20 protein-coding genes are annotated in these 26,126 nt (G+C 70.7%); 10 read left to right on the forward strand and 10 right to left on the reverse strand.

Translation table 11 applies throughout. The annotated features are described in order from the left end of the window. Positions 1-41 precede the first annotated feature (41 nt). Genes CFK41_RS16315 through CFK41_RS16325 form a run of 3 tightly spaced genes read right to left on the reverse strand, consistent with a single transcriptional unit; the run spans position 42 to position 3,282 of the window. Entirely contained in the window at positions 42-986 is a 945-nt protein-coding gene (locus tag CFK41_RS16315; RefSeq protein WP_096800626.1) for a carbohydrate ABC transporter permease, read from the reverse strand. After that, the gene (locus tag CFK41_RS16320; protein ID WP_096800627.1) at positions 986-2,008 is read right to left on the reverse strand and encodes an ABC transporter permease; all 1,023 of its coding nucleotides are present in this window, start codon (positions 2,006-2,008) and stop codon (positions 986-988) included. The genes CFK41_RS16315 and CFK41_RS16320 overlap by 1 nt, the downstream gene beginning before the upstream one ends. Further along, positions 2,005-3,282 (reverse strand): glycoside hydrolase family 5 protein, encoded by a 1,278-nt coding sequence (locus CFK41_RS16325; RefSeq protein ID WP_096800628.1) that lies wholly within the window; start codon positions 3,280-3,282, stop codon positions 2,005-2,007. The genes CFK41_RS16320 and CFK41_RS16325 overlap by 4 nt, the downstream gene beginning before the upstream one ends. Positions 3,283-3,332: 50 nt before the next feature. Here CFK41_RS16325 and CFK41_RS16330 point away from each other — a divergent pair, with 50 nt between their 5' ends. Then, positions 3,333-3,977: a TetR/AcrR family transcriptional regulator gene (locus tag CFK41_RS16330; RefSeq protein ID WP_096800629.1), complete on the forward strand. Its 645-nt coding sequence runs from the start codon at positions 3,333-3,335 to the stop codon at positions 3,975-3,977. A 9-nt stretch (positions 3,978-3,986) separates the two neighbouring features. Here CFK41_RS16330 and CFK41_RS16335 read toward each other — a convergent pair whose 3' ends face one another. Next, positions 3,987-5,666 (reverse strand): extracellular solute-binding protein, encoded by a 1,680-nt coding sequence (locus CFK41_RS16335; protein ID WP_096800630.1) that lies wholly within the window; start codon positions 5,664-5,666, stop codon positions 3,987-3,989. Positions 5,667-5,925: 259 nt separating this feature from the next. Between CFK41_RS16335 and CFK41_RS16340 the strand changes: the two genes are divergently transcribed. The 6 genes from CFK41_RS16340 (at position 5,926) to CFK41_RS16365 (ending at position 14,006) form a co-directional block, all read left to right on the forward strand. After that, positions 5,926-7,494: a glycoside hydrolase family 30 protein gene (locus tag CFK41_RS16340; protein ID WP_096800631.1), complete on the forward strand. Its 1,569-nt coding sequence runs from the start codon at positions 5,926-5,928 to the stop codon at positions 7,492-7,494. A 277-nt stretch (positions 7,495-7,771) separates the two neighbouring features. Then, positions 7,772-9,049: an extracellular solute-binding protein gene (locus CFK41_RS16345; protein WP_169928855.1), complete on the forward strand. Its 1,278-nt coding sequence runs from the start codon at positions 7,772-7,774 to the stop codon at positions 9,047-9,049. A gap of 1 nt (position 9,050) precedes the next feature. Next, on the forward strand, positions 9,051-9,989 hold the full coding sequence (locus CFK41_RS16350; protein WP_096800633.1) for a carbohydrate ABC transporter permease: 939 nt from the start codon (positions 9,051-9,053) through the stop codon (positions 9,987-9,989). After that, the gene (locus CFK41_RS16355) at positions 9,986-10,807 is read left to right on the forward strand and encodes a carbohydrate ABC transporter permease (protein ID WP_227873126.1); all 822 of its coding nucleotides are present in this window, start codon (positions 9,986-9,988) and stop codon (positions 10,805-10,807) included. Before CFK41_RS16350 ends, CFK41_RS16355 begins: the two co-directional genes overlap by 4 nt. A 50-nt stretch (positions 10,808-10,857) precedes the next feature. Then, on the forward strand, positions 10,858-12,642 hold the full coding sequence (locus CFK41_RS16360) for a hypothetical protein (protein ID WP_096800634.1): 1,785 nt from the start codon (positions 10,858-10,860) through the stop codon (positions 12,640-12,642). Between the two features lie 53 nt (positions 12,643-12,695). Then, positions 12,696-14,006 (forward strand): acid phosphatase, encoded by a 1,311-nt coding sequence (locus CFK41_RS16365; RefSeq protein ID WP_096800635.1) that lies wholly within the window; start codon positions 12,696-12,698, stop codon positions 14,004-14,006. A 48-nt stretch (positions 14,007-14,054) separates the two neighbouring features. On the opposite strand, the gene xylB is transcribed toward CFK41_RS16365, so the two are convergent. Beyond that, positions 14,055-15,446 carry a xylulokinase gene (gene xylB, locus CFK41_RS16370; protein ID WP_096800636.1) on the reverse strand — a complete coding sequence of 464 codons (1,392 nt, stop codon included), beginning with the start codon at positions 15,444-15,446 and terminating at the stop codon, positions 14,055-14,057. 177 nt (positions 15,447-15,623) lie between these two features. Then, entirely contained in the window at positions 15,624-16,817 is a 1,194-nt protein-coding gene (gene xylA / locus CFK41_RS16375) for a xylose isomerase (protein ID WP_096800637.1), read from the reverse strand. 153 nt (positions 16,818-16,970) lie between these two features. On the opposite strand from xylA, the gene CFK41_RS16380 reads away from it, so the two are divergent. Together CFK41_RS16380 and CFK41_RS16385 are read left to right on the forward strand one after the other, a co-directional pair. Further along, complete coding sequence (locus tag CFK41_RS16380; RefSeq protein ID WP_096800638.1) at positions 16,971-18,161, forward strand: ROK family protein; 1,191 nt, start codon at positions 16,971-16,973, stop codon at positions 18,159-18,161. 564 nt (positions 18,162-18,725) lie between these two features. Beyond that, entirely contained in the window at positions 18,726-20,393 is a 1,668-nt protein-coding gene (locus CFK41_RS16385; RefSeq protein ID WP_096800639.1) for an ABC transporter substrate-binding protein, read from the forward strand. A 33-nt stretch (positions 20,394-20,426) separates the two neighbouring features. Here the strand turns inward: CFK41_RS16385 and CFK41_RS16390 are convergent, their stop codons facing one another. Beyond that, positions 20,427-21,467 carry a LacI family DNA-binding transcriptional regulator gene (locus CFK41_RS16390; protein WP_096800640.1) on the reverse strand — a complete coding sequence of 347 codons (1,041 nt, stop codon included), beginning with the start codon at positions 21,465-21,467 and terminating at the stop codon, positions 20,427-20,429. A gap of 211 nt (positions 21,468-21,678) precedes the next feature. Between CFK41_RS16390 and CFK41_RS16395 the strand changes: the two genes are divergently transcribed. Further along, positions 21,679-22,662, forward strand: a complete 984-nt coding sequence (locus CFK41_RS16395) for an acetylxylan esterase (RefSeq protein WP_096800641.1) — start codon at positions 21,679-21,681, stop codon at positions 22,660-22,662. A gap of 62 nt (positions 22,663-22,724) precedes the next feature. Here CFK41_RS16395 and CFK41_RS16400 read toward each other — a convergent pair whose 3' ends face one another. The 3 genes from CFK41_RS16400 to CFK41_RS16410 form a co-directional block, all read right to left on the reverse strand. Further along, positions 22,725-23,495: a hypothetical protein gene (locus CFK41_RS16400; RefSeq protein WP_096800642.1), complete on the reverse strand. Its 771-nt coding sequence runs from the start codon at positions 23,493-23,495 to the stop codon at positions 22,725-22,727. A 70-nt stretch (positions 23,496-23,565) separates the two neighbouring features. Next, the gene (locus CFK41_RS16405; RefSeq protein ID WP_096800643.1) at positions 23,566-25,191 is read right to left on the reverse strand and encodes an ABC transporter substrate-binding protein; all 1,626 of its coding nucleotides are present in this window, start codon (positions 25,189-25,191) and stop codon (positions 23,566-23,568) included. A 55-nt stretch (positions 25,192-25,246) separates the two neighbouring features. Beyond that, positions 25,247-26,119, reverse strand: a complete 873-nt coding sequence (locus CFK41_RS16410; protein ID WP_096800644.1) for a carbohydrate ABC transporter permease — start codon at positions 26,117-26,119, stop codon at positions 25,247-25,249. Between the last annotated feature and the right edge of the window lie 7 nt (positions 26,120-26,126).

Consider the following 26,126-nt stretch of genomic DNA (forward strand, 5'->3'; position numbering starts at 1 on the left):
GGGCAGATCGGAGAGCAGGGAGGCGGAGGGCGGGCCGCAGGTCAGCCCTTGATCGCCCCCGTCAGCACGCCCTTGGTGAAGAAGCGCTGCGCGAAGGGGTAGACGATGAGGATCGGCACGGTGGCCACCACGACGATCGCCATCTGCACCGTCTGGGCCGGAGGTGCCGGACGGTCCGGGGCCTGCAGGTCCGAGAGGGCGTTCCCCTGGACGACGTACTGGTTCAGGACCAGCTGGATCGGCCACTTGGTGGTGTCGTTGATGTACAGCAAGGCGTTGAAGAAGGAGTTCCAGTAGCCGACGGCGTAGAACAGCGCGATCACCGCCAGCACCGCCTTGGACAGCGGCAGCACGATCGAGGAGAAGATCCGGAACTCGCTGGCCCCGTCGATCCGTGCCGACTCCAGCAGCTCCTGCGGGAGCTCCATGAAGAAGTTCCGCATCACGATCATGTTGAACGCGCTGATCAGCCCCGGGAGGATGAGCGCCCAATAGCTGTCCAGCAGGCCCAGGTTCTTGATCAGCAGGTAGTTGGGGATGATGCCCGCGCCGAAGAACATCGTGCACAGCACCATCACCATCGCCGCCTTCGAGAAGGGGACCTCCCGGGTGCGGGTCAGGCCGTAGGCGAGCATCGAGGTGAACAGCAGCGACAGCGCCGTGCCCACCAGGGTGACCCCGGCGGTGACCAGGAGCGAGCGGGTGACCACTCCCCCGGCGAAGATCGACTCGTAGGCGACGGTGGAGAAGGACGTCGGGACCAGCTGCCCCGAGGTCACCGATCCCGCGTCCGCGAAGGAGAACAGGATGACGTAGAGGAAGGGGTACAGCATCACCCCGCCGATCATCGCGATCGCGGCCACCTTCAGGGCGCGGACCGTGGGCGAGGGGGTGTCCATCCAGGGCGGGCGCCCGGGGCTCCTGCGCCGGCGGCGGGGCGTGGGGGCGGACGAGCTGGGTTGGGCGATCTGATCGATGACGGTCATCAGAAGATGCCTCCGGTTCCGAGACGCTTGGCGATGCGGTTCGCGGCGATGACCAGGACGGTCGCGATGACGCCCTTAAGCAGCCCGGCCGCGGCCGAGAGCCCCCAGTCGCCGCCGGCGATGCCGCGGAAGTAGACGAAGGTGTCGAGCACCTGGGCGGCGTTCGCCCCGACGGCCGGCTGCTGCAGCAGGAGCTGTTCGAAGCCGACGGTCAGCACGTTCCCGACGGTGAGGATCAGCAGCAGGGAGATGACCGGCACCAGGCCCGGCAGGGTGATGTGCCACATGCGGCGCCAGGAGCCGGCGCCGTCGGTCGCGGCGGATTCGTACAGCTCCGTGGGGATCGAAGAGATGGCGGCGAAGAAGATGATGGTCCCCCAGCCGACGTCCTTCCAGATCACCTGGCTGACCAGGAGGATCTTGAAGGTATCCGGATTGGTCATGATGTTCACGCCGTGGATGCCGACGGCCTCGAACAGCTGGGCCACCGGCCCGGCGCCGCCGAGGATCTTCTGCCAGATCGCGATGACGATGACCCAGGAGATGAAGTGCGGAAGGTAGACGACGGTCTGGATGACCCGCTTGATCCGCTCCCCGAGCAGCGAGTTCAGGAACAGCGCCAGGATGATCGGGGCGGGGAACGCGAACGCGATCTGCAGCAGCGAGATGATCAGCGTGTTGCCGAGCGCCCGCAGCACCTCGTCGTCGGTGAACAGGTTCGCGAAGTTCGCCAGGCCCACCCACTGGGAGCCGAGGATGCCGCGGAAGGCGGAGAAGTCCTGGAAGGCCACGACATTGCCGGCCAGCGGCACGTAGGCGAAGAGCAGGAAGAACAGCACGCCGGGCACGATGAACACGTACATCTGCCACTCGCGCTTCATCCGCTGCCAGCGGGTCCGGCGCAGGGGCACGGCGGGCCGGGCCGGGGTTCGCTCCGCGGCGTCGTCGGCCGTGGTCGCGCCGGTGGCGGCGGCGACCGTCGCGATCTCGGGGGCCACCGGCTCCCGTGCTCCGATGCTCATCGCTCGGCTCCTTCCTGATCGGTGGGGTGCTGCGGGTCGGTGGGGTTCTGACGATCGGCGGGGTCCTGCGAACCGACGGTCGATGGGCCGCGCGAGGAGATGCCGGGCAGGGCGTCCAGCGCGCCGCCGCGGATCGTGCAGGCGGCCAGGGGCAGGGCGTCCAGGAGCTCCGCGAGGATCTCCTGGGCCCGGGGCGGGACCGGGCCGCGCCCGGCGGCGTGGTCGATCACCTCTCCCCAGCGGCGCGGCGGGGTGATCACGATCGGCGAAGTGGGCCGATCGATCTTCTTCCAGGTCCAGAAGGTCCAGGGGATCTCGTGCTGCTCGAAGAGGCCGAAGGCGGCCGCGTACCAGCCGTCCTCGTTCTCGCCGCTCTCCCCCATCCACAGGGGCAGGCCGAGTCGCTCGCGCAGCTCCAGCACTCCCCGCAGGCTCTCGGTGGTGGTCTCGGACCAGTACTTGTGGAAGTGCAGGCAGGAGTTCTCGTCCCACACCCGGTCGATCCCCTCGAAGCGGGTGGCCCAGTTCCAGCCCTCGACGGAGAGTAGGTGGTGGGGGTCGACGGCCCGGATCTCCGCGATCGCGTCCCGGTAGAAGTCCGCCAGTCGGGGCACGAGCTCGGACCGCTTCTCCGGCAGCGGCTCGTTGAGCAGGTCGTACGCCGAGACCACGGGCTCGTCGGCGTAGCGCTCGGCGAGCAGGCGCCACAGCCGCAGGCCCTGGGCGTAGGCGTCCGGGTCGGTGAACAGCTCGGGCAGGCGGCGCGGGGAGTCGTCGATGTTCTCCCCGGTCTGGCCGCCGGGAGCGCCGTGGAGGTCCAGGACGCAGCTGATCCCGGCCTCCCGGCACCAGGCGATGGTGTCGTCGACGTGGGCGATGCCGTCCGCGAGCAGGTCCCGGCCGTCGAAGATCACCCGGGAGTTCAGCGGGAGGCGCACGTGGTCGAATCCGGCCGCCGCGATCGCGGCGATGTCCCCGGCGGTGATGAAGCGTCGGCGGTACTCGGTCCAGAACTCCGCCGCGGAGGCCTCGCCGACCATGTCCAGGACGAGCTGCTCGATGCGGCGCGGGGAGTCGACGGGGGTGGGGAGGTCCCACATGTAGCCCTCGGGCAGCAGCCAGCCCCCGAGCCCCATCCCTCGCCGGAAGGCGAGGGCGCCCTCGGGCGCCACCAGCCGATCACCCTCGCGGCGGTGGAACCGCTGCGAGGGGTCGGCCGGGACCGGTCCCGGGGTTGGTGCGGCCGCGGCCGTCGCCGCCTCGTCGATCGTCATCGTGGACTTCCGTTCCTGGTCATCGCTGCAGAGGTACTAAGGTCTCGGGCATGGCTTCCAGCGCTCAGGACCCCGGTGACGCGTCGCTGGGCCCGCGCGCCCGGCGGTCGGCTCTCCGGCGCCAGGAGATCCTCGAGTCGGCGGCCCGGACCATCGGGAGCCGCGGCTACGCCGGGGCGACGCTCGCCGCGATCGCGGAGGACGTCGGCATCTCCGCACCGAGCCTCCTGCACCACTTCCGGAACAAGGAGTCCCTGCTCACGGAGCTGCTGGCTGTCCGCGACCAGCTCTCGCGCGGGGATGGCGAGACGTCCTTCGACGCCGGCGGCGAGGCCCGGCTGGAGCATCTGGTGGAGACCGCCGAGCTCAACGCCCGCGACCGGGGACTCACCCAGCTGTACGCCGTGCTCCTCGGCGAGTCGATCACCGAGGGCCACCCCGCCCGGACGTACTTCCGCGACCGCTTCCGCGGCCTGCGCGCCCCGGTGCGCGACGCGCTGCTCACCGCGGTCGCCGACCCGAGCATCCCCGAGCAGGAGGTCCTGGAGACGGCCGCCGCGATCGTCGCGGTCATGGACGGCGTCCAGTACCAGTTCCTCCTCGAGCCCGACGCGGTGGACATGGCCGCGGTGACCCGACGCGCCGTGCGCGCCCTCCTGGCCGATCTGAGGGCGCGCGGCGGCGCCGACGTCTGAGAGCACCGCTCAGGACGCCGAGTCGAGGGCTTCGGTGTACTCGTCGCAGAGCGTCTGGCCACCGCCCTTGAGCCATGCCTCCCGGTAGGCCGCCATCTCGCTGAGCGGGCGACGGCCGGTGATGAAGCCGTTGCGGTAGTCCTCGTTCAGCGAGTCCAGCTTCGCGTTGAGCGTCGCGGCACTGGGCGCGACGATGCCGGCGATCGGGTTCGGCACCGTGGCGGCGATCAGGGACTCCATCGTGGTCCGGAAGTTCTCGACGTAGTCCTCGAGGGTGGAGCGGATCGAGTAGATCGGCGAGTTGAAGGCGCCGAGCCACTGCAGCGCGGCGCGGTCCGCGTCGGCCTGCTCGTCGCCGAGCCCGACGACCTCGTGGTCCGGACCGAACTCGTAGTTCACGCCCTCGGAGCCTGAGCCGATGAACAGCGCCTCCTGGGATCCGAAGGGGGCGCGCCAGTAGTTGATGACGCCGAGCAGCTCGTGCAGCCGCGCCTCGTCCTGGGCGGCCTCCGCGGAGATCGCGACGATGCCCCAGTAGCCGTCGTCGCGCTGGATGACGAGGTCGCCGCCGTCGACGGCCGGCGGCACGAAGAACTCGGGCTCGGCCTCGGGCGTCGACTCGATCACCTGGCCGATCATCGGGTTGCCGAAGAAGCCGTTGAAGGAGTCGACCGTCAGGGCGAGCTGCCCGGCGATGAACAGGTCGCCGAGCTCCCCGCCGATGCCGTCGGGGTGGATCACCCCGGCGTCCCAGACCTTCTTCTCGAACTCCATGACCTGCTCGAAGGCGTCGGTCATCAGCACGTTGACCACCTTGCCGGCGTCGTCGAGCTGCCAGGTGGTGCCGGCGCGGAACATCCACTCGAACATCGCCTGCTCCTTGCCCGCGATGGTCGCCATGCCCCAGATCTGCTTGCCGTGCGCCTGGCGGAGCCCGGCGATGTCGCTCATCACCTGCAGCCACTCCTCGGCCGTGGAGCCCATGGAGTCGTGCCCTGCCAGGCGCATCAGGTCGCCGCGGACCAGCGGGAAGTTCGTGAGGTAGGGGTTCTCGTTGGGCACCCCGTAGATGTGCCCGTTCTTCGAGGAGACCTTCCAGGCGTTGCTGGAGACGTTGGCGAGGTTCGGCCACTGGAGCACCTTGTCCCCGGAGAGGGTCTCGGTGAGGTCCGCGAAGGCGCCGTCGGCGAGGGCCCGCTGGCCGATCGCGTCGGTGTCCTGCACGAAGGACAGGTCCGGCACCTTCCCGGAGGCGATGGTGGTGGAGAACTTGTCGTTGTAGCCGTCGGACGCGGTGAGCGTGGGGGTGAAGGTGACGTTGAGCCGCTCCTCGAGCTGCTGCCAGTAGTCGTTCTGCTCGCGCGGTCGCGGCGGAGCGCCCCAGAGGACCTGGAAGGTGGTCACCGCCTCGCCGCTGCCCGGCGGCTCCTCGACGGAGGTGAAGTACTCGGCGACCGGGGACGTGAAGATCATCGGCATGCCCTCGACCTCGGAGGCGATCCCACCGTCGGGGACGGGCGGCTCGACGTAGGTCGGCAGCTGGAGCTCCTGATCCTCGAACCCGCCGGAGGCGCCGCCGCCGGTGCCGCCGCCGCAGGCGGCCAGACCGGTGACGGCGAGCGCGGTGGCGCCGAGGCCGAGGGCGCTGCGACGGGACGGACGGAAGCTGGGGATGTGACTCGTGGTCATGACGCTCTCCCTTGAGGTCGGGCCGGACAGGCCAAACGCCTAACGGTCGTTAGGCGTTGATGGCGAGGATCCTACCCCTCGCCACCCGGGCCGCAGAGGCACGAGAGTCACGATCCGGTCACGGGGTGGGCGCCCCTCGCGCGCGGGGACCGACAGCGCGGAAGCCGCTCCAGCGGGCCCGCGGGTCGACGAAGGGTCTGGTCAGGCGATTGCACGCGGGGCTACCGTCAGCGCCACCTCATCCTGGAAAGGACCTCCGATGACCCTCGATCCCACCCGCCGCACGCTCCTCGCGACCGCCGGCGCGGCCCTCGGCACCGCCGCCGGGGCCGGACTCCTCACCGCACCGGCGGTCGCCGACGACACGCCCCGCGCCGCCGTCGGCCCCGCCGCCCCGTCTTCCGGCGCGGGCCGGGACTGGATGCACATGCTCGCCCAGCATCACCGCGTGGACCGCTCCGGCGGCGTGGTCGCCACCCAGGGCGAGCGCGAGCTCGTCTGGGAGGCGGTGCCGGCGGCCGACGGCCCGGGTGACGCCGTCGTCGAGGTGGACACCTCCGCGCCGGGCCACCCGCTCGCGGGCTTCGGCCCCGCGCTCACCCACTCTGCCGCCTGGCTGCTCCTGGAGATGCCGGCCCAGCGGCGCCGCACCCTGCTGCGGGAGATGTTCTCCCCCACCGGTCCGCTGCGCCTGACGGCGCTGCGGATCCCGGTCGGGACCAGCGACTTCGCCCCAGAGGATGTCGACCCGGTGTACTACACCTTCGCCGACGAGCAGGGGCCCGACGGCGACCCTCTGGCGGGGTTCAGCATCGCCCGCGACGAGCAGACGATCCTCCCGGTGCTGCGCGAGATCGTCGAGATCGCGCGCGACCTGACCGTCGTCCTGTCCCCCTGGTCGGCGCCGGCCTGGATGAAGACGAGCGGCTCCCTGATCGGCGGGCACCTCCTGGACGACGAGGCCACCCGCAGGACCTGGGCGACCTATCTCGCCCGAGCCGCCCGGGACTACGAGGCGGCCGTTCCGGGCCTCTCCGTGCATGCCGTCACGGTGCAGAACGAGCCGCTCCACGAGACCGCCGCCTACCCGTGCATGGGGATGACGCCGGAGGTCCAGGCGGAGGTGATCCTGCATCTGCTCGAGGAGCTGGGCGCTCGCGGGCTCTCCTCGACGGCGCTCTGCTACGACCACAACTGGGACCGCGTGGACTACCCGATGGACGTGCTGGACGCCCTGGCCTCGCACGGCGTCGAGGGCGTGGGCGCCGCCTTCCACGCCTACGCCGGCGAGGCCGCCGCGGTCGATCCGCTCCACGAGGCGCATCCGGGAGCGGAGATCTGGTTCACCGAGCAGAGCGGCACGCAGGACCCGGCCAAGAGCTACGAGGGCGACTTCGCCGACGGGATCTGGTGGATGTCCAACACGCTGTTCCTGCCGGCGCTGCGGCACCATCACCGCGGGGTGATCCTGTTCAACCTGCTGCTCGACCAGGACGGCGGGCCGGGGCCGGACTCCTTCACCAACGGGACAGGGCTGTTCCAGATCGATCGCGCCACCGGGGAGCTGACCCCGAACGCGGAGCTGTACGTGATGGCGCACATCAGCCGCTTCGTCCCCGCCGGGACGCCGACGGTCGCCTCGAGCTCCTCGACGGACCTCCCCACGGTCGCCTGTCTCCGGGCGGACGGATCGGTCGTCGTGGTGCTGCACAACAACGCCGAGGCGCGATCGATCACGGTGCGCGCAGGGGATCGTGAGCTGACGGCGGAGCTGCCGGGATGGACCCTCGCGACCTACGTGCTCACCGCGCGGCACCGGGTCCGCTGAGCGGGCAAGGGCGGCCGAGCACCTGAGGGGCCGAGCGGGCCGGCGGCGCTGCGGCGCCGTCGGCCCGCTCGTCGCGTCGGGCGGCTCTCTGCAGCGGCCCGCCCACCGCGCCCGACCGCCCTTCCCCTCGCGCCGCGGAGCACCTCATCGGAAAGCGCTTGACAAAGTAGGGGGTTTGTCCGGACCATATGGAGCACACGTCATGCTCCACAGTCTGTACAACGTTGTGGTGCAGCTCTGGTCGCGTCAACGAAGCGCTGTCCTCCGAGGAGATTCCATGTCCACGATCGATCGTCGTACCCTGCTCGCCGCCGGCGCCGCCGCGGCCACCGCCACCACCGCCCTGGCGGCCTGCGGCTCGAACTCCTCCGGTGGCTCCGCCGACGGCCCGCTGCAGTTCGTCGGCTCGGGCGACGCCAACCAGGGCGGCGGCTACGCCGCCATGGTCAAGAAGTACAAGGAGGAGACCGGGGTGGACATCGAGATCGTCGATGTTCCCTACGATGACCTGGCCACCAAGGTCTCCAACGCCGCGAAGGCGAACGATCTCCCGGCGATCGCCCGGATGCCCTCCCTGGACCCGGCTTGGCTGGACCGCACCGTCGACCTCGCCGACATCGTCAAGGAGGTCAAGCCCGTCGACGGGATGTACGCGGCGGACGCAGACGGCAAGATCCCCTCGCTCCCCAGCGACCTCACGGCCGTCGGCATGTTCCTCAACAAGGACCTGTGGGACAAGGCCGGGGTCTCCTACCCCACCTCCTTCGAGGACAAGGTCTGGACATGGGACGAGTTCGTGGAGGCCGCCACGGAGGTGCGTGAGGCCACCGGCGTGAAGTTCTCGATGGCCATGGACCGCAGCTCGCACCGCCTGAACTCGTTCCTGTACCAGTTCGGCTCCGAGGGCATCGCGCTCTCGGACGACATGACCTCCTACTCCGCGAACGATGAGACCGCCCCGGCGCTCGAGTACTTCGTGGGCCTGAACGACGACAAGTTCATGCCGCGCAGCGTGTGGCTCTCGGAGGACGATCCGAACGCGATGTTCAAGACCGGCCAGGTCGCCGCCTACTACTCGGGCTCCTGGCAGATCGCGGACTTCGCCGCCAACATCACCGACTTCGAGTGGGTCAGCGTGCCCATGCCGGCCCAGCCCGAGCAGGCCACGAACTTCGGCACCGCCGGCGTGGTGGTCGTGTTCGAGGGCACCGGCCAGGAGGACAAGGCGCTCGACTTCGTGCGCTGGCTCTACAGCGCGAAGAACTACGCCGAGATCTCCCGCATCTCCGGGTTCCTCCCCGCCGTGCAGGACATCGAGGTCACCTACGACACCCGCGCGGAGGACTTCGCCCTGTACAACGAGGCGATCGCCGCCACCCCGGCCTTCGTCAAGACGCAGAAGGCCAACGAGCTGAAGCTGCAGGCCTCCGGAGAGGCCGCCCCCGTGGACGGCGATCCGCTGCGCGACGGCATCGTCAAGGTGATCAACGGCGAGACCACCGTGGACGAGGCGCTCACCAGCGCCGTGGAGCAGCTCAACGAGAGCCTCGCCTGAGATGGTCGCCACCGCCCCCGCTCCCCCAGCCCCCGCCGCTCCCGCAGGGCGTCCGCGCACGAGCGCCCTGCGGGAGCGGCGGCGCCGCGGCCTCGTCGCCGCCGTCTTCCTCCTGCCAGCGTTCGTGCTCTTCGTGCTGTTCTTCCTGGGCCCCGCCGGCCTGGGACTCGCGTACTCGTTCACCGACTACCGCGGCTACGGCACCCCGGAGTTCGTGGGCCTGGAGAACTACCTGACGCTGTTCGCCGACTCGGACTTCTACTCGAGCCTGTGGCGCACCGCGCTGTACACGGTCGTCTCGGTGCCCTTCGGCTACCTGCTGACCCTGCTGATCAGCGCGCTGCTGGTGAGCCGGGAGACCAAGGGCGCCGCCCTCGCCCAGGTGATCTTCTTCTTCCCCTGGCTGATCTCCCCCATCGTCACCGGCGTGATCTGGAGGTGGATGTTCGGCGAGAACTTCGGCCTGATCAACTACCTGCTCACGCTCGTGGGGGCCTCCCCCGCGCAGTGGGCCTCGAACCCGAACCTCGCCCTGTCCGTGGTGATCCTCGCCGGCTCCTGGGGCGGCACCGCATTCTCGATGCTGCTGTTCATGGCCGCGCTGCGGAACATCCCCACCTCGTACCTCGAGGCGGCATCCCTCGACGGCGCCGGCTCGATCACCCGCTTCGTGCGGATCACCTGGCCGCTGCTGCGCCCCACCTCGTTCCTGGTGATCCTGCTGGGCACGATCGGCGCGATGAAGGAGTTCGCGATGATCCAGGCGCTCAACGGCGGCGGCCCGGGCACCTCGAACGTCCTCGTCGTCCAGTACATCTACAAGACCGGCTTCGAGCAGTCCAAGATCGGCTTCGCGAGCGCCGCATCCATGGTCCTCATGGTGATCCTGCTGCTCATCGCGCTCATCCAGACGCGCTTCGACAGGAGTGACCTCTCGTGACCAGATCCCTGCGCTGGATCGCGCCCACCACCATCGTCTGGATCCTCGCCGCGGCGTTCCTGCTGCCCGTGCTGTGGTTCCTGCTGAGCTCCTTCAAGCCGGGCAGCGAGCTGTTCACCTGGCCGCTGCGCCCGCTGCCCCAGGACTGGACCCTCGCCGGGTTCCGCACCGCGTGGGAGCGGTACGACTTCCAGCAGTACTTCGTCAACACCGCGGTGGTCGCCGTGGTCTCCACGGTGTTCACCGTGTTCGTCAGCGCCTGCACCGGCTTCGCCCTGGCGAAGTACCGCAGCCGCTGGGTGCAGGCCTTCTTCCTGTGCCTGCTGGCCACGACCATGCTGCCCACCGAGGTCATCATGCCCTCGACCTTCTCGGTGATCCTGGGGCTGGGCCTGTACAACTCCCTGGCGGGCATCATCATCCCGTCGATCATCACCGCGACCGGCATCTTCATGTTCCGGCAGTTCTTCACCACCGTGCCGGACGAGCTGCTCGAGGCGGCCAGGATCGATGGCGCCGGGGAGTTCCGCATCTTCTTCCGTCTCATGCTCCCCATCGCGCGACCGATCATCGCGGTGCTCGCGATCTTCTCGTTCCAGTGGCGCTGGAACGACTACATCTGGCCGCTGCTGGTGCTGAACGACCCCAAGAAGTACACGCTCCAGCTGGCGCTGCGCTCGATCGTGGGCGCCGAGAACATCGACTGGTCGGTGCTGCTGGGCGCCTCGGTGATCTCGCTGCTGCCGATGGTGCTGCTGTTCCTGGTGTTCCGCCGTCAGATCATGAACTCCGACATCAACTCCGGTCTGAAGGACTGACGGACCGCCCGTCCCGCGCCTGCCCGCACCGCCCCGAGAGGACCTCTCCCGTGCCTGCTCCCCTGCCCGACGGCCCCGTCGGCGGCTCCCCCACCGCGCTGTCCGAGGCGCAGCTCCGCACCGTCGCCCAGGCGGCGCTCGAGCTGCCGGGGCGGGCGGAGCAGGTGCTCGCCGAGCCCACCCACCGGGCGCTGGGGCGGGTGGTGCGGGATGCGGTGCTGTTCCTGCTGCCGGGTCACCCGGCGCACGACGTGCCGACGGAGCAGCTGGTCACAGCCACAGCCGACGCCCTGGACGGGCTGGCCGCGCTGCAGCTCCCCTCGGGCGCCTTTTGCGGCGGGGACAACGTGGACTCCCCGCCGGACACCGCCTTCACGATCAACGACCTCGCCTGGGCGCGCACCGCGCTCGCGGCCGCAGACGCAGACGCCTCGATCGGGGCCGACGCGCTCCTGGAGCGGCTCGATCCGCTGCTGGAGGCGGCGACCCCGGCGCTCGTGCACGGCGGGCTGCACACCCCGAACCACCGCTGGGAGATCGCCTCGGCGCTGTGCCGGCTGTGGGAGGCGCTGGGCGACCCGGCCGCGCGCGACCGCGCCGAGCAATGGCTCGCCGAAGGGGTGGATCTGCAGGCCGACGGGATGTTCTCCGAGCGCAGCGCCAACTACGCCGCGCACGTCTCGGTGCCGGCGCTGCTCGCCATGGGGCGCATCCTGGAGCGGCCGGCGCTGCTGGACGCGGCGGATGTCGCGACCCGTCGGCAGGCCGATCTCACCGATGCCACCGGGATGGTGGAGACCCTCGCCTCGCGCCGTCAGGACCAGTTCGAGCGCTTCGACGGCGGGGCGCTGCATCCGTGGTTCCGCGCGCACGCCGCCCGCACCCAGGATCCGCTCACGGCCCGCGCCGCCCGGCGCACCGCCGACCGGGCCGACGCCGACTCGCTGCTCACCCTGCTCGCGCTCGGCACGGAGGACCTCCGCGTGCTCGGCGCCCTGCCCGCGCCCGCCGCGGATCCCACGCCCGAGCAGCCCGAGGTCGTGGAGCTTTCCGTCTCCGGACTGGTGCGCGCCGACCACGGGACCAGTTCGACGGTGCTCTTCGGCGGCACGGACACCGCGCGCCTGGGCCGGGTCACCTCCGGGACGAGCTCCCAGCCGGTGCTCGCCCGGTTCCTCGGGCGCTCCGCAGGGGTGCGCGAGCTGCGGCTCTCCCGCGACTTCTTCTCGCTGGGCCCGCTGCGCCCCGGCGCGCCGATCCCCGTCGAGGCGCCCGACGGCGCGCTACGCTACACGCTCGAGGAGGAGGTGGGCGGCGAGTACTTCCAGCCCCTTCCCCCTGCGGAGCAGCGGGCCGACGGCGGATACGACCTCGAGTTCAACGGGCGCTTCGCCGCCGCGATGAGCTTCTCGCGCCGGCCGGTGGAGACCCTCACGCTGCGCACCACGATGCAGGCGACGCTGCGGGCCGACGAGCTGTCGCTGCGCTGGGACTTCGTCGGCCCCACCACCCCGATCTGCCTGCTGGTGGCGCTGGACGGCCTGGTCCCCGGAGCGGACCTCCGCCGGGACGGGCAGGGACGGCACGTGCTGGAGCCGGCTGACGATGTGCCGGCGGCCGACGGAGCGAGCAGCGCCCGCTGCGTGCTGCGCGGCGCCGAGGAGCAGCTCGAGATCGAGGTGGAGGGCGACCTGGGCGGCCGGGCCTTCTACGACCCGGGCGAGGCGTACTCCTTCCTCGGCGCCACCGACGAGCCGGGCGGCGACGTGCTGCTCCTGCCCGCCACGACTGCCGGGCCGCTGGCCCTGACCCTGCGGATCACCCCGCTGCGGTGACCGCGACCGGCGGAGGCGACCGCTCTCCGTCGCCCTCCTCCGGAAGGAATCCCATGACCCTGTCCACGCCTCCTCGCGAGGACTCCTCCCCCGCTGTCGCCCCCGACCTCACGGAGTCGGGTGGGCACGGGCCGGGACGGCGCTCCCTGCTCTCCCTCGCCCTGGCCGGCACCGCGACCGCCGCGGCCGGGGTGCTCGCCGGACCGCTCGCGACCGCGTCGGCAGACGGACCGGGCCGCGGCCACGGGAACGGCCGCCGCGACGAGATCCCGGGCCTGGACAAGGTGGACGTCGAGTCCCCGCAGCCCTTCCCCCGTGCCGTGCTGGAGGCCACGTACCCCTCGGACCGCGAGGTCGACTACGTGCCGCTGCTCTCGGGCTTCCTCACCCTGCAGCGCGACCACCAGGACGTGCTCGACCACAACCTCGACCTCACCCTGGAGATCAACCGCGAGGCCACCGCGGAGGAGGAGGCCGCGGCGATCGTCGACGAGTACGGCGACATGTCCGTGACCATGGGCAACGCCCTGGGCGAGCGGCTCGGCGCGATCTACCAGGAGGCCGTCGCCGCCGGACGCCTTCCCCGGACCACCGCGCTCATCCACAAGGACGGCGGCCGGGCACAGAGCGAGTCGACCAATCCCTCCAAGGAGTTCTTCGACTACGACAGGCCGTTCATCGTCGCACCCGACGAGTACGTGCCCCGCGACAAGGAGGGCGGGGACGCCTACTCCTCGACCTCCGGCTCCTACCCGAGCGGCCACACCAACCAGGCCTACTGGCAGGGGACCCTGCTGGCCACCCTGCTGCCCGAGCTCGCCCCGCAGATCCTGGCCCGCACCGCCGAGTCCGGCCACTACCGCATCGTCATGGCCATGCACTACCCGCTGGACGTCATCGGCGGTCGCATGATGGGCCAGGCCGCGATGGCCAAGCGCTGGGCCGACGAGGAGTTCCGGACCCTGCTCCTCCAGGCCCGCGCCGAGCTGTACGCGGTGCTGCAGGCGGACTGCGGCGAGGACCTGCTGCGCTTCCTCGCGAAGGATGAGGCATGGATGACGTCCGACGACGCTCGACGCATCTACCGCGAGCGCCTGACCTACGGCTTCGACCGTGTGGGCGCGGCGGAGATCCCGATGGACGTCCCCCGGATCGCCGCATCCCTGCTGCTCACCAGCCATCCCTCGCTCACCGAGGCGCAGCGGCTGCAGGTGCTCGAGCTGACCGCGATCGACTCCGGGTACCCGCTGGACCTCAGCGTGCACTCGATCTCGTCCTGGCAGCGGATCGACCTCTGCGCGGCGATGTCCGCCCGGGTCACCACCCGCGGCGACGGCTCGGTGCACCTGGTGGGCGCGAAGTAGCCGACGGCGCAGACGGGCGGCGGGCGGCGGCCGCCCGCCGCCCCGCGGTCAGCTCCAGCTCTCGGTGCGCTCCTTGAGCGCGCGGTACGCCTCGAGCACCTCGGGCGTCCCGTCGCCGCCGACGGTCTTCGACCCGGTGAGCTCCCAGGCGGGCGGCTCCTCGGTGCCGGCGAGCGCCCAGGCGGCCTGACGCGCGGCGCCGAGGGCCACGTACTCGGCGGGCGGGGCGAGGATGACCTCGCGGCCGAAGATCGCCGGGGCCAGCTGCTGGACGGCCTCGCTGCGGGCGCCGCCGCCGATCAGGGTGATGCGGGCGGCGGCCGTGCCGGTGCGCTCCTCGAGCGCGGCGATGCCGTCGGCCAGGGAGCACAGCAGCCCCTCGATGTAGGCGCGGGCCACGTCCTCCCGGGTGGTGGAGGTGCTCATGCCGGTCAGGGTCGCGCGGGCATCGGGACGGTTCGGGGTGCGCTCGCCGTCGAAGTAGGGCAGCAGCGTCACGCCGTGCGCGCCGGGCACGCTGGCGAGCGCCAGCTGCGCCATCTCCTCATGGGAGACGCCGAGCAGCGTGCGGCCCGCCTCGAGGATGCGGGCGGCGTTGATGGTGGTGGTCATGGGCAGGAAGCGCCCGGTCGCGTCGGCGAAGCCGGTGACGGTGCCGGTGGCGTCGTCGGGCTTGGTGGGGCTCACCATCGCGCACACGCCGGAGGTGCCGATCGAGACGGAGACGTCCCCCTCGCCCTGCGAGAGGCCGAGCGCCGCGCCCATGTTGTCGCCGGTCCCGGCCGCGATCGCGGCGCCTCCCGCGGTGCGGGCCATGACCTCCTGAGGTGTGCCCGGCAGCCGCGGCAGCTCCAGGCCCTTGCCGAGCGCCAGCTCGACCAGCTCGGGCTTCCACCCCTCGGAGGCGGTGGAGTAGTAGGCGGTGCCGGAGGCGTCACCGCGATCGGTGAAGGCCGTGGTGCCCTGCTCGGCGAGGTGGAGGGAGACGTAGTCGTGGGGCAGCAGCACGCTCGCGGCGCGCTGTGCGTTCTGGGGCTCCTCGTCCCGCACCCAGCGCAGCTTCGAGGCGGTGAAGGAGGCGACCATCAGGCTGCCGATCTCGGCGACGCTGGCCTCGGGGCCGCCCATCTCCTCGATGAGCGCCGCGGCCTGCGGGGCGGAGCGGGTGTCGTTCCACAGCAGGGCGTCGCGCACCACCTCGCCGCGCTCGTCGAGCAGCACCATGCCGTGCTGCTGGCCGCCCACGGCCACGGCGTCGGCGCGCTCGAGCAGGGGGCCGGCGGCCTCGTCGACGGCGGCGAGCCAGGAGCGGGGGTCCACCTCGGTGCCGTCGGGGTGGGCGGCGCGGCGCTCCTCGAGCACCTCGCCGGTGTCAGCGTCCACGAGGAGCGCCTTGGTGGCCTGGGTGGAGGAGTCGATGCCGAGGACGAGAGGTGCCATCAGGGGATCCTTAGGGACGAGACGGGGACCGGACGGGGCGAGGCCGTGCGGGTCCCGTGCGACGTTGTGCACTGGGCTTCCCACGATGGAAGCACAGCGCGCAACGGCGTTCATGGCCGGGACCGGCGCGACCGAACGGCCCGTCGCACCGGCGTGCGGCGCGGCGGGCCAGCGGGATCAGGCGCGGAAGCCGAGGAGGTGCTGCATGGCCAGCTGCTGCAGGCGCACGAAGCCGAAGTTCCGCTCGCCGGCCGTGTCGGCGTCGAAGTCCTCGAAGGTCGAGCGGTCCTTGAGCAGGTCCTCGAGGGACTCGCCCTCGCCGAGGGTGGGCTGGGCGAGCTCGTCGATGCCGGAGTACGTCAGCGCCTCCTGCACCTCGGAGTCCTGACGGAACGCGAGGGCGCGCTCCTTGAGCATCAGGTACATCTCCATGTTCGCGGCGGCGGAGTCGTACTGGCCCTGCTCGTGCTCGGTGCGCGAGGGCTTGAAGTCGAAGTGACGGGCGCCCTCGTAGGCGCCGGGCTTCGACGGGAAGCCGTTCTCGAGCAGGTCCACGGTGAAGAAGGCGCTGATCAGGTCGCCGTGGCCGAACACCAGGTCCTGGTCGTACATCGGGCCGTGCTGGCCGTTGAGGTCGATGTGGAAGAGCTTCTCGCTCCACAGCGCCTGGGCGAGGCCGTGGGTGTAGTTCAGGGTCGCCATCTGCTCGTGGCCGGTCTCGGGGTTGATGCCCACGATGTCACCGTGCTCGAGCTGCTCGATGAAGGCCAGGGCGTGGCCCACGGTGGGCAGGAAGATGTTGCCGCGGGGCTCGTTGGGCTTGGGCTCCAGGCCGATGCGCAGGTCGTAGCCCTTGTCCTTGATGTAGCCGGCCACGGTGTCCAGGCCCTCGCGGTAGCGCTCGAGCGCGGCGAAGAGATCCTTGGAGCCGTCGTACTCGGCGCCCTCGCGGCCGCCCCACATCACGAAGGTGGTGGCGCCCAGCTCGGCGGCGAGGTCGACGTTGGCCAGCACCTTGCGCAGGCCGAAGCGGCGCACGTCGCGGTCGTTGGAGGTGAACGCGCCGTCCTTGAAGACGGGGTGGGCGAAGGTGTCGGTGGTGACCATCTCGATGACCAGGCCGGTCTCATCGGTGACGGACGTCAGCTGGTCGATGATCGCCTGACGCTCGGCCGGGGTCGCGTCGAAGGGGATGACGTCGTTGTCGTGGAAGGTGAAGCCCCAGGCGCCGAGCTCGGAGAGCTTGCGGATGTGGGCGCTGAGCTCCAGCGGGGGGCGGGTGGCGAGACCGAACTGGTCGCGCGCCTCCCACCCGGTGGTCCACAGGCCGAAGGAGAACTTGTCGTCGCGGGTGGGGGTGGGGGCAGTCATCTGAAGAGCTCCTAGGTCGGGTCTCGGCCGTACGACTCCGTACGCCGCTGTTAGTAAGTTACCGTAACTAACGCTGGCATGCCAAGCTGTCGGCACAGATCGACGGGACGGCGCCTCGCCGCCGCCCGTCCGGACCCGTCAAAGGGGGCACAGGTGCAGTCGACCCACCTGCGGGAGCACAACCTGTCCGCCATCCTCACCTCGCTCGCGGCGGCCTCCGCCGCGGAGACCCCCGCCTCCCGGGCGGAGCTCGCCAAGCGCACGCGCCTGACCAAGCCCACCGTCTCCAAGCTCGTCGAGGAGCTGCTGGGGGCGTCCCTGGTCGAGGAGGGGGTCCCGATCGTGGCCGGCGCGGGGCGGCCGATGGTGCCGCTGACCCCGGCCCGCGGCACGGTGCTGGCGATCGGCCTGGAGATCGCGGCGGACCATGTCTCCTGCCTCGGGATCGACCTGGCCGGCGGGACGCTGAGCCACCACCGCGAGTACCTCCGCGTCACCGCGGACACCGCCGAGCAGGCGATCGATCTCGCGGCCGAGCTGGTGGGCCGGGTGCGCGCCGAGGCCGGCGACCTGCCGGTGGTCGAGGTGGTCGTGGCCGTCCCCGGCCGCATCGCCCCGGACGACGGCCGGGTGCTCTCGGCGCCGAACCTGGACTGGAACGAGGTGCCGCTGGTGGGGCGCCTGCTCGCCCGCCCGGAGCTCGCCGGCCTGTCGGTGCGGGCGCAGAACGACAACCGCCTCTCGGTGCTCACCGAGATCGACCACCGGCCGGGAGAGTCCTTCATCTTCCTGCGCGGATCCACCGGCATCGGCGGTGCGGTGGTGCTCGACGGCGCACTGCTCACCGGGGCGCACGGCTGGGCCGGGGAGTTCGGCCACACGGTCATCGAGCCCGGCGGCGCCCTCTGCCGCTGCGGCCGACGCGGCTGCCTCGAGGCCTACGTCTCCTACCACGCGCTGCGGGAGCGGGCCGGGCTCAGCGACGACATCCTCATCGAGGACCTGGTCGACGCGCTCGCCCTGACCCGGGACCGCGCCGAGGTGATCGGCATGATCGGCCGCTCGCTGGGCCTGGCGATCGCGAACGCCCTGAACGTGCTGGACATGACCACGGTGGTGCTCTCGGGCTATCTGGCCCCGATCGCGGACGAGCTCGAGCCGGTGATCCGACGGACCGTCGAGCTGCACGCTCTCGCGGCCGAGTCCGGTCCCGTGCTCATCGAGCGGTCCGACGGGCAGGCCGACCCTGCTCTGCGCGGCGCCGCACGGGCCGCGCTGCAGCCGGTCTTCAACGCCCCGAGCCTCTGGATCGCCACGGCGCAGAACGCCTCGACCTCCGCCTGACCCAGCTCCCCCGCACCGCCCACCCGGGCCGCCATCGCGCGGGCGGGAGTCCGACACGCCCGAGACGCCCCCGTCGCCGCCGAGCGGGTCCCGCCGGCGCGCAGGCCGTCCCGCCGGCGGCGGGGACGACGAAAGTCCGCGACCGTTCTCGCGACCCGGCGCACCCGCAGAGCAGGAGAACCGCACGTCGACGGTGACGCGGAGCGCCCTATTCGGTCCGCAACATTTCGTAGAGTTTCAGAATCGCGCCGCCCGTCGACCGGAATGCTGCACGACGTTTTGACCTGCATCGACAATCGTTACAACCTTGTAGACCGAGTGCCTGCACAGAATGCTTGACGGCCAGTCGGACATTTCATACTCTGGCCGCAGACCCCACGAATAGAAAGTTCTCGTAGAAACTTTCCGTTCGGGTGGAGGGGGTGGGATGCGGCAGGGACGCCGCGACCCGCCCCTCCGTGCCGAGCCCTCCCGCTGCCGCCTCACCGGTGATCCCGCGGCGACGGAGGCTCCGTCCCTCACGGCGTTCCGCAGTTCCGATCTCTTCTCCTTCAGGAGCCACTGATGCTCAACGCCCTCTCACCCCTGACCGACCGGCGCACCTTCGTGGGCCTCACCGCGGCGACCTTCGGCGCCCTCACCCTCGCCTCATGCGGCAGCTCCTCCGACGCGGAGGTCGACGCCGGCTCACAGGACGTCGGTGCCATGGACGGCTTCGAGGCGGATCAGCAGTTCACGGCCACCGAGCCGCTGAAGATCTCGATCCTCTGGACGGACTGGCCCGAGCAGCCGGTCACGGAGACCTGGAAGGTCTTCGACCACATCAAGGAGCTGACCGGCGTCGAGCTCGAGCTCACGCACGTCCCCTTCAGCGACAACGTCGAGAAGCGCAGCCTGCTGATCAGCGCCGGCGACGCGCCCACGATCATCCCCCTGATCTACCGCGGCGACGAGACCCCCTTCGTCTCCTCCGGCGCGATCCTCCCGATGAGCGACTACGTCGAGCACATGCCCAACTTCCGCAAGTACGTCGAGGAGTGGGACCTCACCGACATGGTGGAGAACCTCAAGCAGGCCGACGGCAAGTACTACATGCTGCCGGGCCTGCAGGAGGTCTGGGTCCCCTCGTTCTCCCTGATCATCCGAAAGGACGTGTGGGAGAAGGCGGGCGTGGGCATCCCCGGCACCTGGGAGGAGGTCCACGAGGGCCTCCAGGCGATCAAGGAGACCTACCCGGACTCGCTCCCCCTGGCGGACGGCTTCGAGGGCCAGTCCCTGATCAACTACGGCGGCTACGCCTTCAACACTCGGGCCGGCTGGGGCTTCGGCGACGGCATGATCGGCGGCCAGGACGGCGACCCGCTGCGCTACGCGGCGACCACCGACGAGTACAAGGGCATGGTGGAGTACTACCGCGCCCTGGTCGCCGACGGCCTGCTGGATCCCGAGACGCTGACCGCCGCGAACGACGGCAGCGGCGCGGGCGGGGTCGCCGAGAAGTTCGCGCAGGAGACCTGCTTCGCCGCCTCCGGCTCCTCCGGCACCCTGATCGAGTTCGCCCAGGCCCTGGACCAGACCGTCGGCGCCGGGAACTACGAGCTGCAGCTGATCCCGCCGCCCGCCGGGCCGGGCGGGAACATCATGGGGCCGCGGAACTTCTGGCACGGCTTCATGCTCAGCTCGACGATCGCCGAGTCCGAGAACTTCCTGGCCGTCCTCCAGTTCCTGGACTGGCTGTACTACGCCCCGCAGGCCCGCGAGATGCTGCGCTGGGGCATCGAGGGCGAGACCTACACGACGGCGGAGGACGGCGCCATCACCCTCGCGAAGGGCTACTCGCTGGACTCCTTCGACCTGAACACCGGCAAGGGCACCGACATCAACAAGGACCTCGGGTTCTCGACCTTCCTCTCCGAGGCCACCGAGTCCCGGCAGCTCAAGGAGTCCTACAACTCCGCCGAGTTCACCGAGTACATCGACGGGGTCCTGACGAACCTCGAGCCGATGCCGCCGTGGTCCCCCGCCCCGCTCGAGGAGGCGGAGCTCGAGCAGGCCTCGCTGATGGCCACCCCGCTGAAGGACGCCGTGGACACCGCGACCCTGCAGTTCATCCTCGGCCAGCGGGACATCGGTGAGTGGGACGCCTTCCTCGGCGAGCTGGAGGCCTCCGGCCTGCCGAACTACGTGGAGCTGATCAACGGCGCCCGCGACCGGTTCGTCGACAAGTCCTGAGCACGGGCCGACGGAGGCCGACGGCCCCGGAGCTCAGGAGCCCTGCTCCTCCTTCGGGGCCGTCGACTCGCGCTCGATGAGCACGGTCTCGAGCTTGAAGGGATGGGCGAACAGGCCCGGGTCGGAGGAGAGCGCGAGCAGACGCTCGATCGCGACCTGGCCCATCGAGAACAGCGGCTGGCGCACCGCGGTGAGCTGGGGATGGGTCCACTGCGCGATCATCGTGTCGTCGAAGCTGACCACGCTGAGCTGCTCCGGCACCTCGACGCCCAGCTGACGGGCGGCGCGCAGGGCCCCGACCGCCAGGGTGTCCGCGACGGCGAAGATCGCGGTGGGCGGCTCGGGCAGCTGCAGCAGGCGCTCCGCGCCGGCCTGGCCCGCCTCGTAGGAGAAGTTCCCGTGCTCGATGAGGTCCTGCTCCCACTGCACGCCGACGGAGCCGAGCGCCGAGTGGTAGCCCTGGAGGCGCTGGCGCGCGGGGACGGAGTCCGCCGGGCCGGCGAGCACGCCGATGCGGCGGTGGCCGAGGTCCAGCAGGTGCTGGACGGCGGTCCCGCCGCCCTCCCAGTTGGTGGCCGAGATCGTGACGATGCCCTGGACGTCCGGGTCGATGGAGACCGGGTCGATCGCGATCAGCGGCAGGGCGAGGTCCCGGCTCCAGCGCGCGTGACGGGCACCGATCGGGGTGGTCACCAGGACCACGCCCTCGACGCCCCGGGAGGCGACCTCGGCCATCCAGGCCCGGGAGAGCCCGGCGGAGGTCTGGTCGCCGCTGACCACGATCAGATCGACGTCGGCGCGGTGGGCGGCCTGCTCGGCACCCTCGAGCACCTGCAGGGAGTACGGGCTGGTGAGGGTGTCGAAGTGGATCAGGGCGGTGCGCCGCTTGTCGCTCTCGCGCCGCTTGGGCTGATAGCCGAGATCGCGGGCGGCCTGGGCGACCGTCTCCCGCGTGGACTGGCGCACGTCGGCGCGTCCGTTCATCACCTTGGATGCGGTCGCCAGGGAGACCCCGGCCTTCTCCGCGACCTCCTTCAGCGTGACGCGTTCGCTGCGCCCGTCGCTCTGCGCCATGTCCTCACCTCTTCGCTGTCCAGTGGCCGGTCGACGATGCCCGGCGATCTCGGGGTGCGCTCCGGGGCGCACGCGCGAGATTCGCTCTTGACCGACATCGTCACCCCTCGTAGCCTAAATCAGAACTCAACTTTCAGTAGTATTTCATGGCAGTTTCGCTCGCCGGGAGCGGGAGCTCACACCCCTCGGCGCTCACCGTGGAGGCCCCCGCATGGCGCTGTTCGACCTGTCCCTCGATGCCCTGCGGGAGTACCGGCCGTCCCTCGAGGAGCCGGCGGACCTCGCCGAGTTCTGGGAGGGCACTCTCTCCCGGTCCCGTGAGGCCTCCGCACCGATCCTCGAGATCGATCGGGCGGACAACGGCCTGGCGCTCGTGGACACCTGGGACGTCACCTTCGCCGGCCATGACGGCACCCCGGTGCGGGCCTGGTACAACCGCCCGGCCGGCGGCGGGGACGAGCTGCCCGTGGTCGTCGAGTACCTCGGCTACGGCGGCGGCCGCGGCGAGCCGCACGAGCGTCTGGCCTGGGCCTCGGCGGGCTACGGGCATCTGCTGATGGACACGCGCGGACAGGGCTCGGGCTGGGGCGCGGGCGGCCACACCGCCGATCCCGCCGGCTCGGGACCGGCCGCGCCGGGCGTGATGACCCGCGGCATCGAGTCCCCGCACACCTCCTATCTCACCCGTCTGCTCACCGACGCGGCCCGCGCCGTGGACGCCGCGCGGGAGCTGCCCGGGGCCGACGGCCGGGTGGCGGTCACCGGCGGCAGCCAGGGCGGCGGGCTCGCCCTGGGGACGGCGGGTCTCGTCCCGGATGTCGACGCCCTCCTCACCGACGTCCCGTTCCTGACCCACATGCGTCGGGCGGTGGACATCACCGACGCCGATCCGTACCAGGAGATCGTCCGCTACCTGGCGGTCCACCGGGACCTCGAGGAGCAGACCTTCGCCACGCTCGCCTACGTCGACGCCCTGCACCTGGGGCGTCGCGCGACCGCGCCCGCCCTGTTCTCCGTGGCGCTGCGCGACATGATCTGCCCGCCGTCGACGGTGTTCGCCGCCTACAACCTCTACGGCAGCGCGACCGGCACCGATCCGGAGCGGGAGATCAACGTCTACCCGTACAACGGCCACGAGGGCGGCGGGGCCACCCAGCAGCGCCGCCAGCTGGGCTGGCTGCGCGCACGCTGGTGAGCCCGGCCGCCGCCCGGTGATCGCCGCCGCCCGGTGACCGGCCGGCGAACACGCCCCGACTCTCACGCCGATGCCCCGCCCTTCTCGAGGGCGGTGAGCAGCGGCGCGGCGGAGCGGTCGAGCAGCACCACGAGCGGAGCGGCCGCGAACAGCAGCACCCATTCGCCGATGACGGCGACCTGGAGCAGGGCGGCGAGGGCCACCAGCACGATGCCGAGCACGCCGCGCCCCGAGACGCCGACGGACCCGAGGGCGCAGCGCCACAGCGCACCGCCGCCCGCCGTGAACCGCGCGGCGACGACGCTTCCGATCAGCGCGACCACGGCGACGACCGCGAGCAGGATCGCGCCGACGGCGTCCGGCCCGGTCCGTCCCTGCAGGACGGCCGCGCCCAGCAGCAGCGCCGCCAGGACGCCGACGGGCACCCACAGCGCGGCAGCCTGTCGGAGGGACTGGCGCACCCCGCGCACCAGGCGCCGCAGCGGTCGCATGTCCTGGGTGAGGTCCTGCCCGTGCACGGCGTGGAGGGCTCCGATGAGGAGGGCGCCGACCACCCCGGCCAGCAGCGGGAGCAATGCGAGGCCGAGCAGGGTCCCCGCGGTGAGCACGAGGGCGGCGAGCGGCAGCGCGCCGCCGGCGGCGAGGCCCGCGCCGAGCAGGCCGAGGTTGTAGACGACGACGGTGGCGCGCCAGATCCCGCGCTCGTGGTGATCAGGGGCGCTCACCCGCTCCTCGACCGGTGCCGGGGCCGCGCTGCACGTCGGACCCTGCGTGCGGGACGCGCCCTGCGTGCTCTGCGTGCTCGTCGTGCTCTGCGTGCTGGTCGTGCTCATGGCTCTCTCCGTCCTCCTCGCGGGGAGGCCCCGGCGCCGCCGCGGAGGACGGGTCACCGGGGCCGGGGCATCAGCCGGCGAAGGCCTTCTGCGCCTCGCGGACGATGTCCATGTACTTCGAGGCGCCGTTGTCGTCGCACTCGGTCGCGAAGGCGTCCCACTCCCCCACGTCGCGCTGACCCGTGACGAACTTCAGCGTGCCCTGGTCCACGAAGTCCTTCAGCGGGGTCGCGACCAGGGTCGCCTCCTCCCGCTGGATCTCGTCCATCGGGTACGGGGGCAGCGGCTCGAGGGCCTCGTGGGTCTTCGCCGTGCGCTCCTGCCAGTCGACCTCCTCCTCGTTCATCGTCGAGCGCAGCAGATCCGTCGTGCCCCCGTAGGAGAAGACGCCGCCGGAGAAGCCGAAGTCGGTGCGGAGGTCCTTGGCCCCGTCGGGGTTCAGGCCCAGGAAGGTCACGTCCTTCGCCGGCACGCGCTTGTCCCCCTCGCGCTCGTACGTGACACCCTCGACGCCCCACTTGGAGAACTCCTGGCCCTCGTCGGAGTACCAGAGCCAGTCGATGAACTGGAGCATGGCCAGGAACTTGTCGTCCTCGGCCATCTGGGCGTTGAACATGACGCCGTTCTCGAGGCGGGAGCCGCCCATCACCGCACCGAGCGGGCCGCCGGGCAGGAGCATCTTCTTCACCACGGCCCTGCCCTTGCCGAGCTCCTCGTCCAGGCCCTTGCGGCAGTCGATGATCGTCTGCGAGTTGGTCGAGATCGAGAAGGACTTGCCGGTGACGAACTTCCGCAGCGCGGCGTCGTCGTCCTGCGTGAAGCCCTCGGTGTCGATGAGCTTCTCCTCGACGCCGGTGGAGAACCACTCGAGCATCGCGAGGAAGGCGTCCTGCTGGGGGCCGAAGACGAGCTCGTCGGAGCCCTCCTCCGAGCGCACCACGCCGTCGCCGAAGCCCCAGCCCGCGGAGACCCCGTAAGTCGCGGCCACGAGGCCCAGGAGGTTGGCGCCGGCGAAGCGGTCCGAGAGCGGCCACATGTCCGGATGCGCCTCGCGCACCTTGCGGTAGACGTCGGCGAGCTCGTCCCAGGTGGTCGGCTCCTCGAGGCCGAGCTCCTCGAGGATGTCCACGCGGTAGGCGAGGGTGTAGTCCGGCCAGACCTCCTCGTGCAGGCCCGGCAGCACGTAGTACTTGCCGTCCTGCTGCTTGAGCCGCTCGATGTCCGACTCGAGCTTCCACCGGGTGACCTTGTCCATGTAGTTGGGCATCTGGTCGACGTAGTCGCTGATGGGCAGGATCGCGCCGGCGGCCACGAAGGCGGTCTCCTGGCCCGGATAGGTCTTCGGGATGATGTACGGCGCGTCCCCGGCGCTGACCAGGAGCGATCGCTTCTGCTCGTAGTCGGACATGGGGATCACGGTGGGCTTGAGGGTCACGTTCGTGCGCTGGGTGATCTCCTCCCAGAACAGCCAGTCCTTGCGGTACGGATAGGCCGGGTTGTCGCTGTACATCAGCCCCAGGTCGAAGGGCTCCGAGGCCGTGAAGGTGGTGCCCACGCCGTAGTCGGGCATCGAGCCGGCGCTGACGTCGCTGACATCCACCGGCTCGTCACCGCCTCCGCTCGAGCACGCGCCGAGGGCCAGGGTGGTGCCGAGTGCCGCGCTGCCGGCGGCGAGGAACTTCCGTCGAGTGAACATGGGTGATCACCTTTCATCATCGAAAAGATCGGAACGGGTGCTGCAGGACGAGCGGTTACTGCTTGACCGAGCCGAGCATCACGCCCGACACGAAGTAGCGCTGCACGAAGGGGTAGACGCACAGGATCGGGAGGACCGTGAGCACCATCGTCACGGCCTTGATGTTGGAGGAGATCTGGGTCTGCGCATCGGCCGACGCGGCGGCGACGTCGGAGGTCTGGCTGGTGCCGGCGATCATGTTGCGCAGGTACATCGTGACCGGGAAGAGCTCCTTGTCGCTGAGGTACAGGAACGCCTGGAACCAGGAGTTCCAGTGGGCGACCGCGTAGAACAGCAGCATCGTCGCGAGGATCGCCTTGGACAGCGGCATGACCACGCGCAGCAGGATCCCGTAGGTGGTGAGGCCGTCGATCGCCGCGGCCTCCTCGAGCTCGAGGGGCATGTTCTCGAAGAACGCCTTCATGACGAGCAGGTTGAAGATGCTCACGGCATTGGGGATCACGATCGCCCACATCGTGTTCATCATCCCGAGCGAGCTGATGAGGATGTAGTTCGGGATCATCCCGCCGTTGAAGAACATCGTGAACACGGCGATCCCGATGAACAGTCCGCGGCCGCGCAGCCGGGTCCGCGAGATCGCATAGGCGTACATCGTGGTCAGGACCAGCGAGATCATTGTCGCGACGATCGTGTACACGACGGTGTTGCGGTAGTTCAGCCAGAACAGGCGATCGGACATGACCACCTTGTAGGTGTCGACGTTGAACCCGATCGGGAGCAGGTTGACGCGTCCGGAGACGATCGCGGACTCGCTCGAGAGCGACTGGGCGATGATGTTCACGAACGGGTAGAGCGTCAGGAAGACGACGCCCAGCAGGACCACGACGTTGACCGCCGTGAAGATCTTGTAGCCGCGGGAGGTTCTCATGGCGTTC

It is taken from the genome of Brachybacterium ginsengisoli (assembly GCF_002407065.1).
Taxonomy (GTDB): Bacteria; Actinomycetota; Actinomycetes; order Actinomycetales; family Dermabacteraceae; genus Brachybacterium; species Brachybacterium ginsengisoli.

Bases quoted from the DNA above. Each gene is read 5' to 3' on its own strand.
- CFK41_RS16315 (WP_096800626.1), bottom strand. From the start codon at position 986: ATGACCGTCATCGATCAGATCGCCCAACCCAGCTCGTCCGCCCCCACG.
- CFK41_RS16320 (WP_096800627.1), bottom strand. From the start codon at position 2,008: ATGAGCATCGGAGCACGGGAGCCGGTGGCCCCCGAGATCGCGACGGTC.
- CFK41_RS16325 (WP_096800628.1), bottom strand. From the start codon at position 3,282: ATGACGATCGACGAGGCGGCGACGGCCGCGGCCGCACCAACCCCGGGA.
- CFK41_RS16330 (WP_096800629.1), top strand. From the start codon at position 3,333: ATGGCTTCCAGCGCTCAGGACCCCGGTGACGCGTCGCTGGGCCCGCGC.
- CFK41_RS16335 (WP_096800630.1), bottom strand. From the start codon at position 5,666: ATGACCACGAGTCACATCCCCAGCTTCCGTCCGTCCCGTCGCAGCGCC.
- CFK41_RS16340 (WP_096800631.1), top strand. From the start codon at position 5,926: ATGACCCTCGATCCCACCCGCCGCACGCTCCTCGCGACCGCCGGCGCG.
- CFK41_RS16345 (WP_169928855.1), top strand. From the start codon at position 7,772: ATGTCCACGATCGATCGTCGTACCCTGCTCGCCGCCGGCGCCGCCGCG.
- CFK41_RS16350 (WP_096800633.1), top strand. From the start codon at position 9,051: ATGGTCGCCACCGCCCCCGCTCCCCCAGCCCCCGCCGCTCCCGCAGGG.
- CFK41_RS16365 (WP_096800635.1), top strand. From the start codon at position 12,696: ATGACCCTGTCCACGCCTCCTCGCGAGGACTCCTCCCCCGCTGTCGCC.
- xylB (WP_096800636.1), bottom strand. From the start codon at position 15,446: ATGGCACCTCTCGTCCTCGGCATCGACTCCTCCACCCAGGCCACCAAG.
- xylA (WP_096800637.1), bottom strand. From the start codon at position 16,817: ATGACTGCCCCCACCCCCACCCGCGACGACAAGTTCTCCTTCGGCCTG.
- CFK41_RS16385 (WP_096800639.1), top strand. From the start codon at position 18,726: ATGCTCAACGCCCTCTCACCCCTGACCGACCGGCGCACCTTCGTGGGC.
- CFK41_RS16390 (WP_096800640.1), bottom strand. From the start codon at position 21,467: ATGGCGCAGAGCGACGGGCGCAGCGAACGCGTCACGCTGAAGGAGGTC.
- CFK41_RS16395 (WP_096800641.1), top strand. From the start codon at position 21,679: ATGGCGCTGTTCGACCTGTCCCTCGATGCCCTGCGGGAGTACCGGCCG.
- CFK41_RS16400 (WP_096800642.1), bottom strand. From the start codon at position 23,495: ATGAGCACGACCAGCACGCAGAGCACGACGAGCACGCAGAGCACGCAG.
- CFK41_RS16405 (WP_096800643.1), bottom strand. From the start codon at position 25,191: ATGTTCACTCGACGGAAGTTCCTCGCCGCCGGCAGCGCGGCACTCGGC.
- CFK41_RS16410 (WP_096800644.1), bottom strand. From the start codon at position 26,119: ATGAGAACCTCCCGCGGCTACAAGATCTTCACGGCGGTCAACGTCGTG.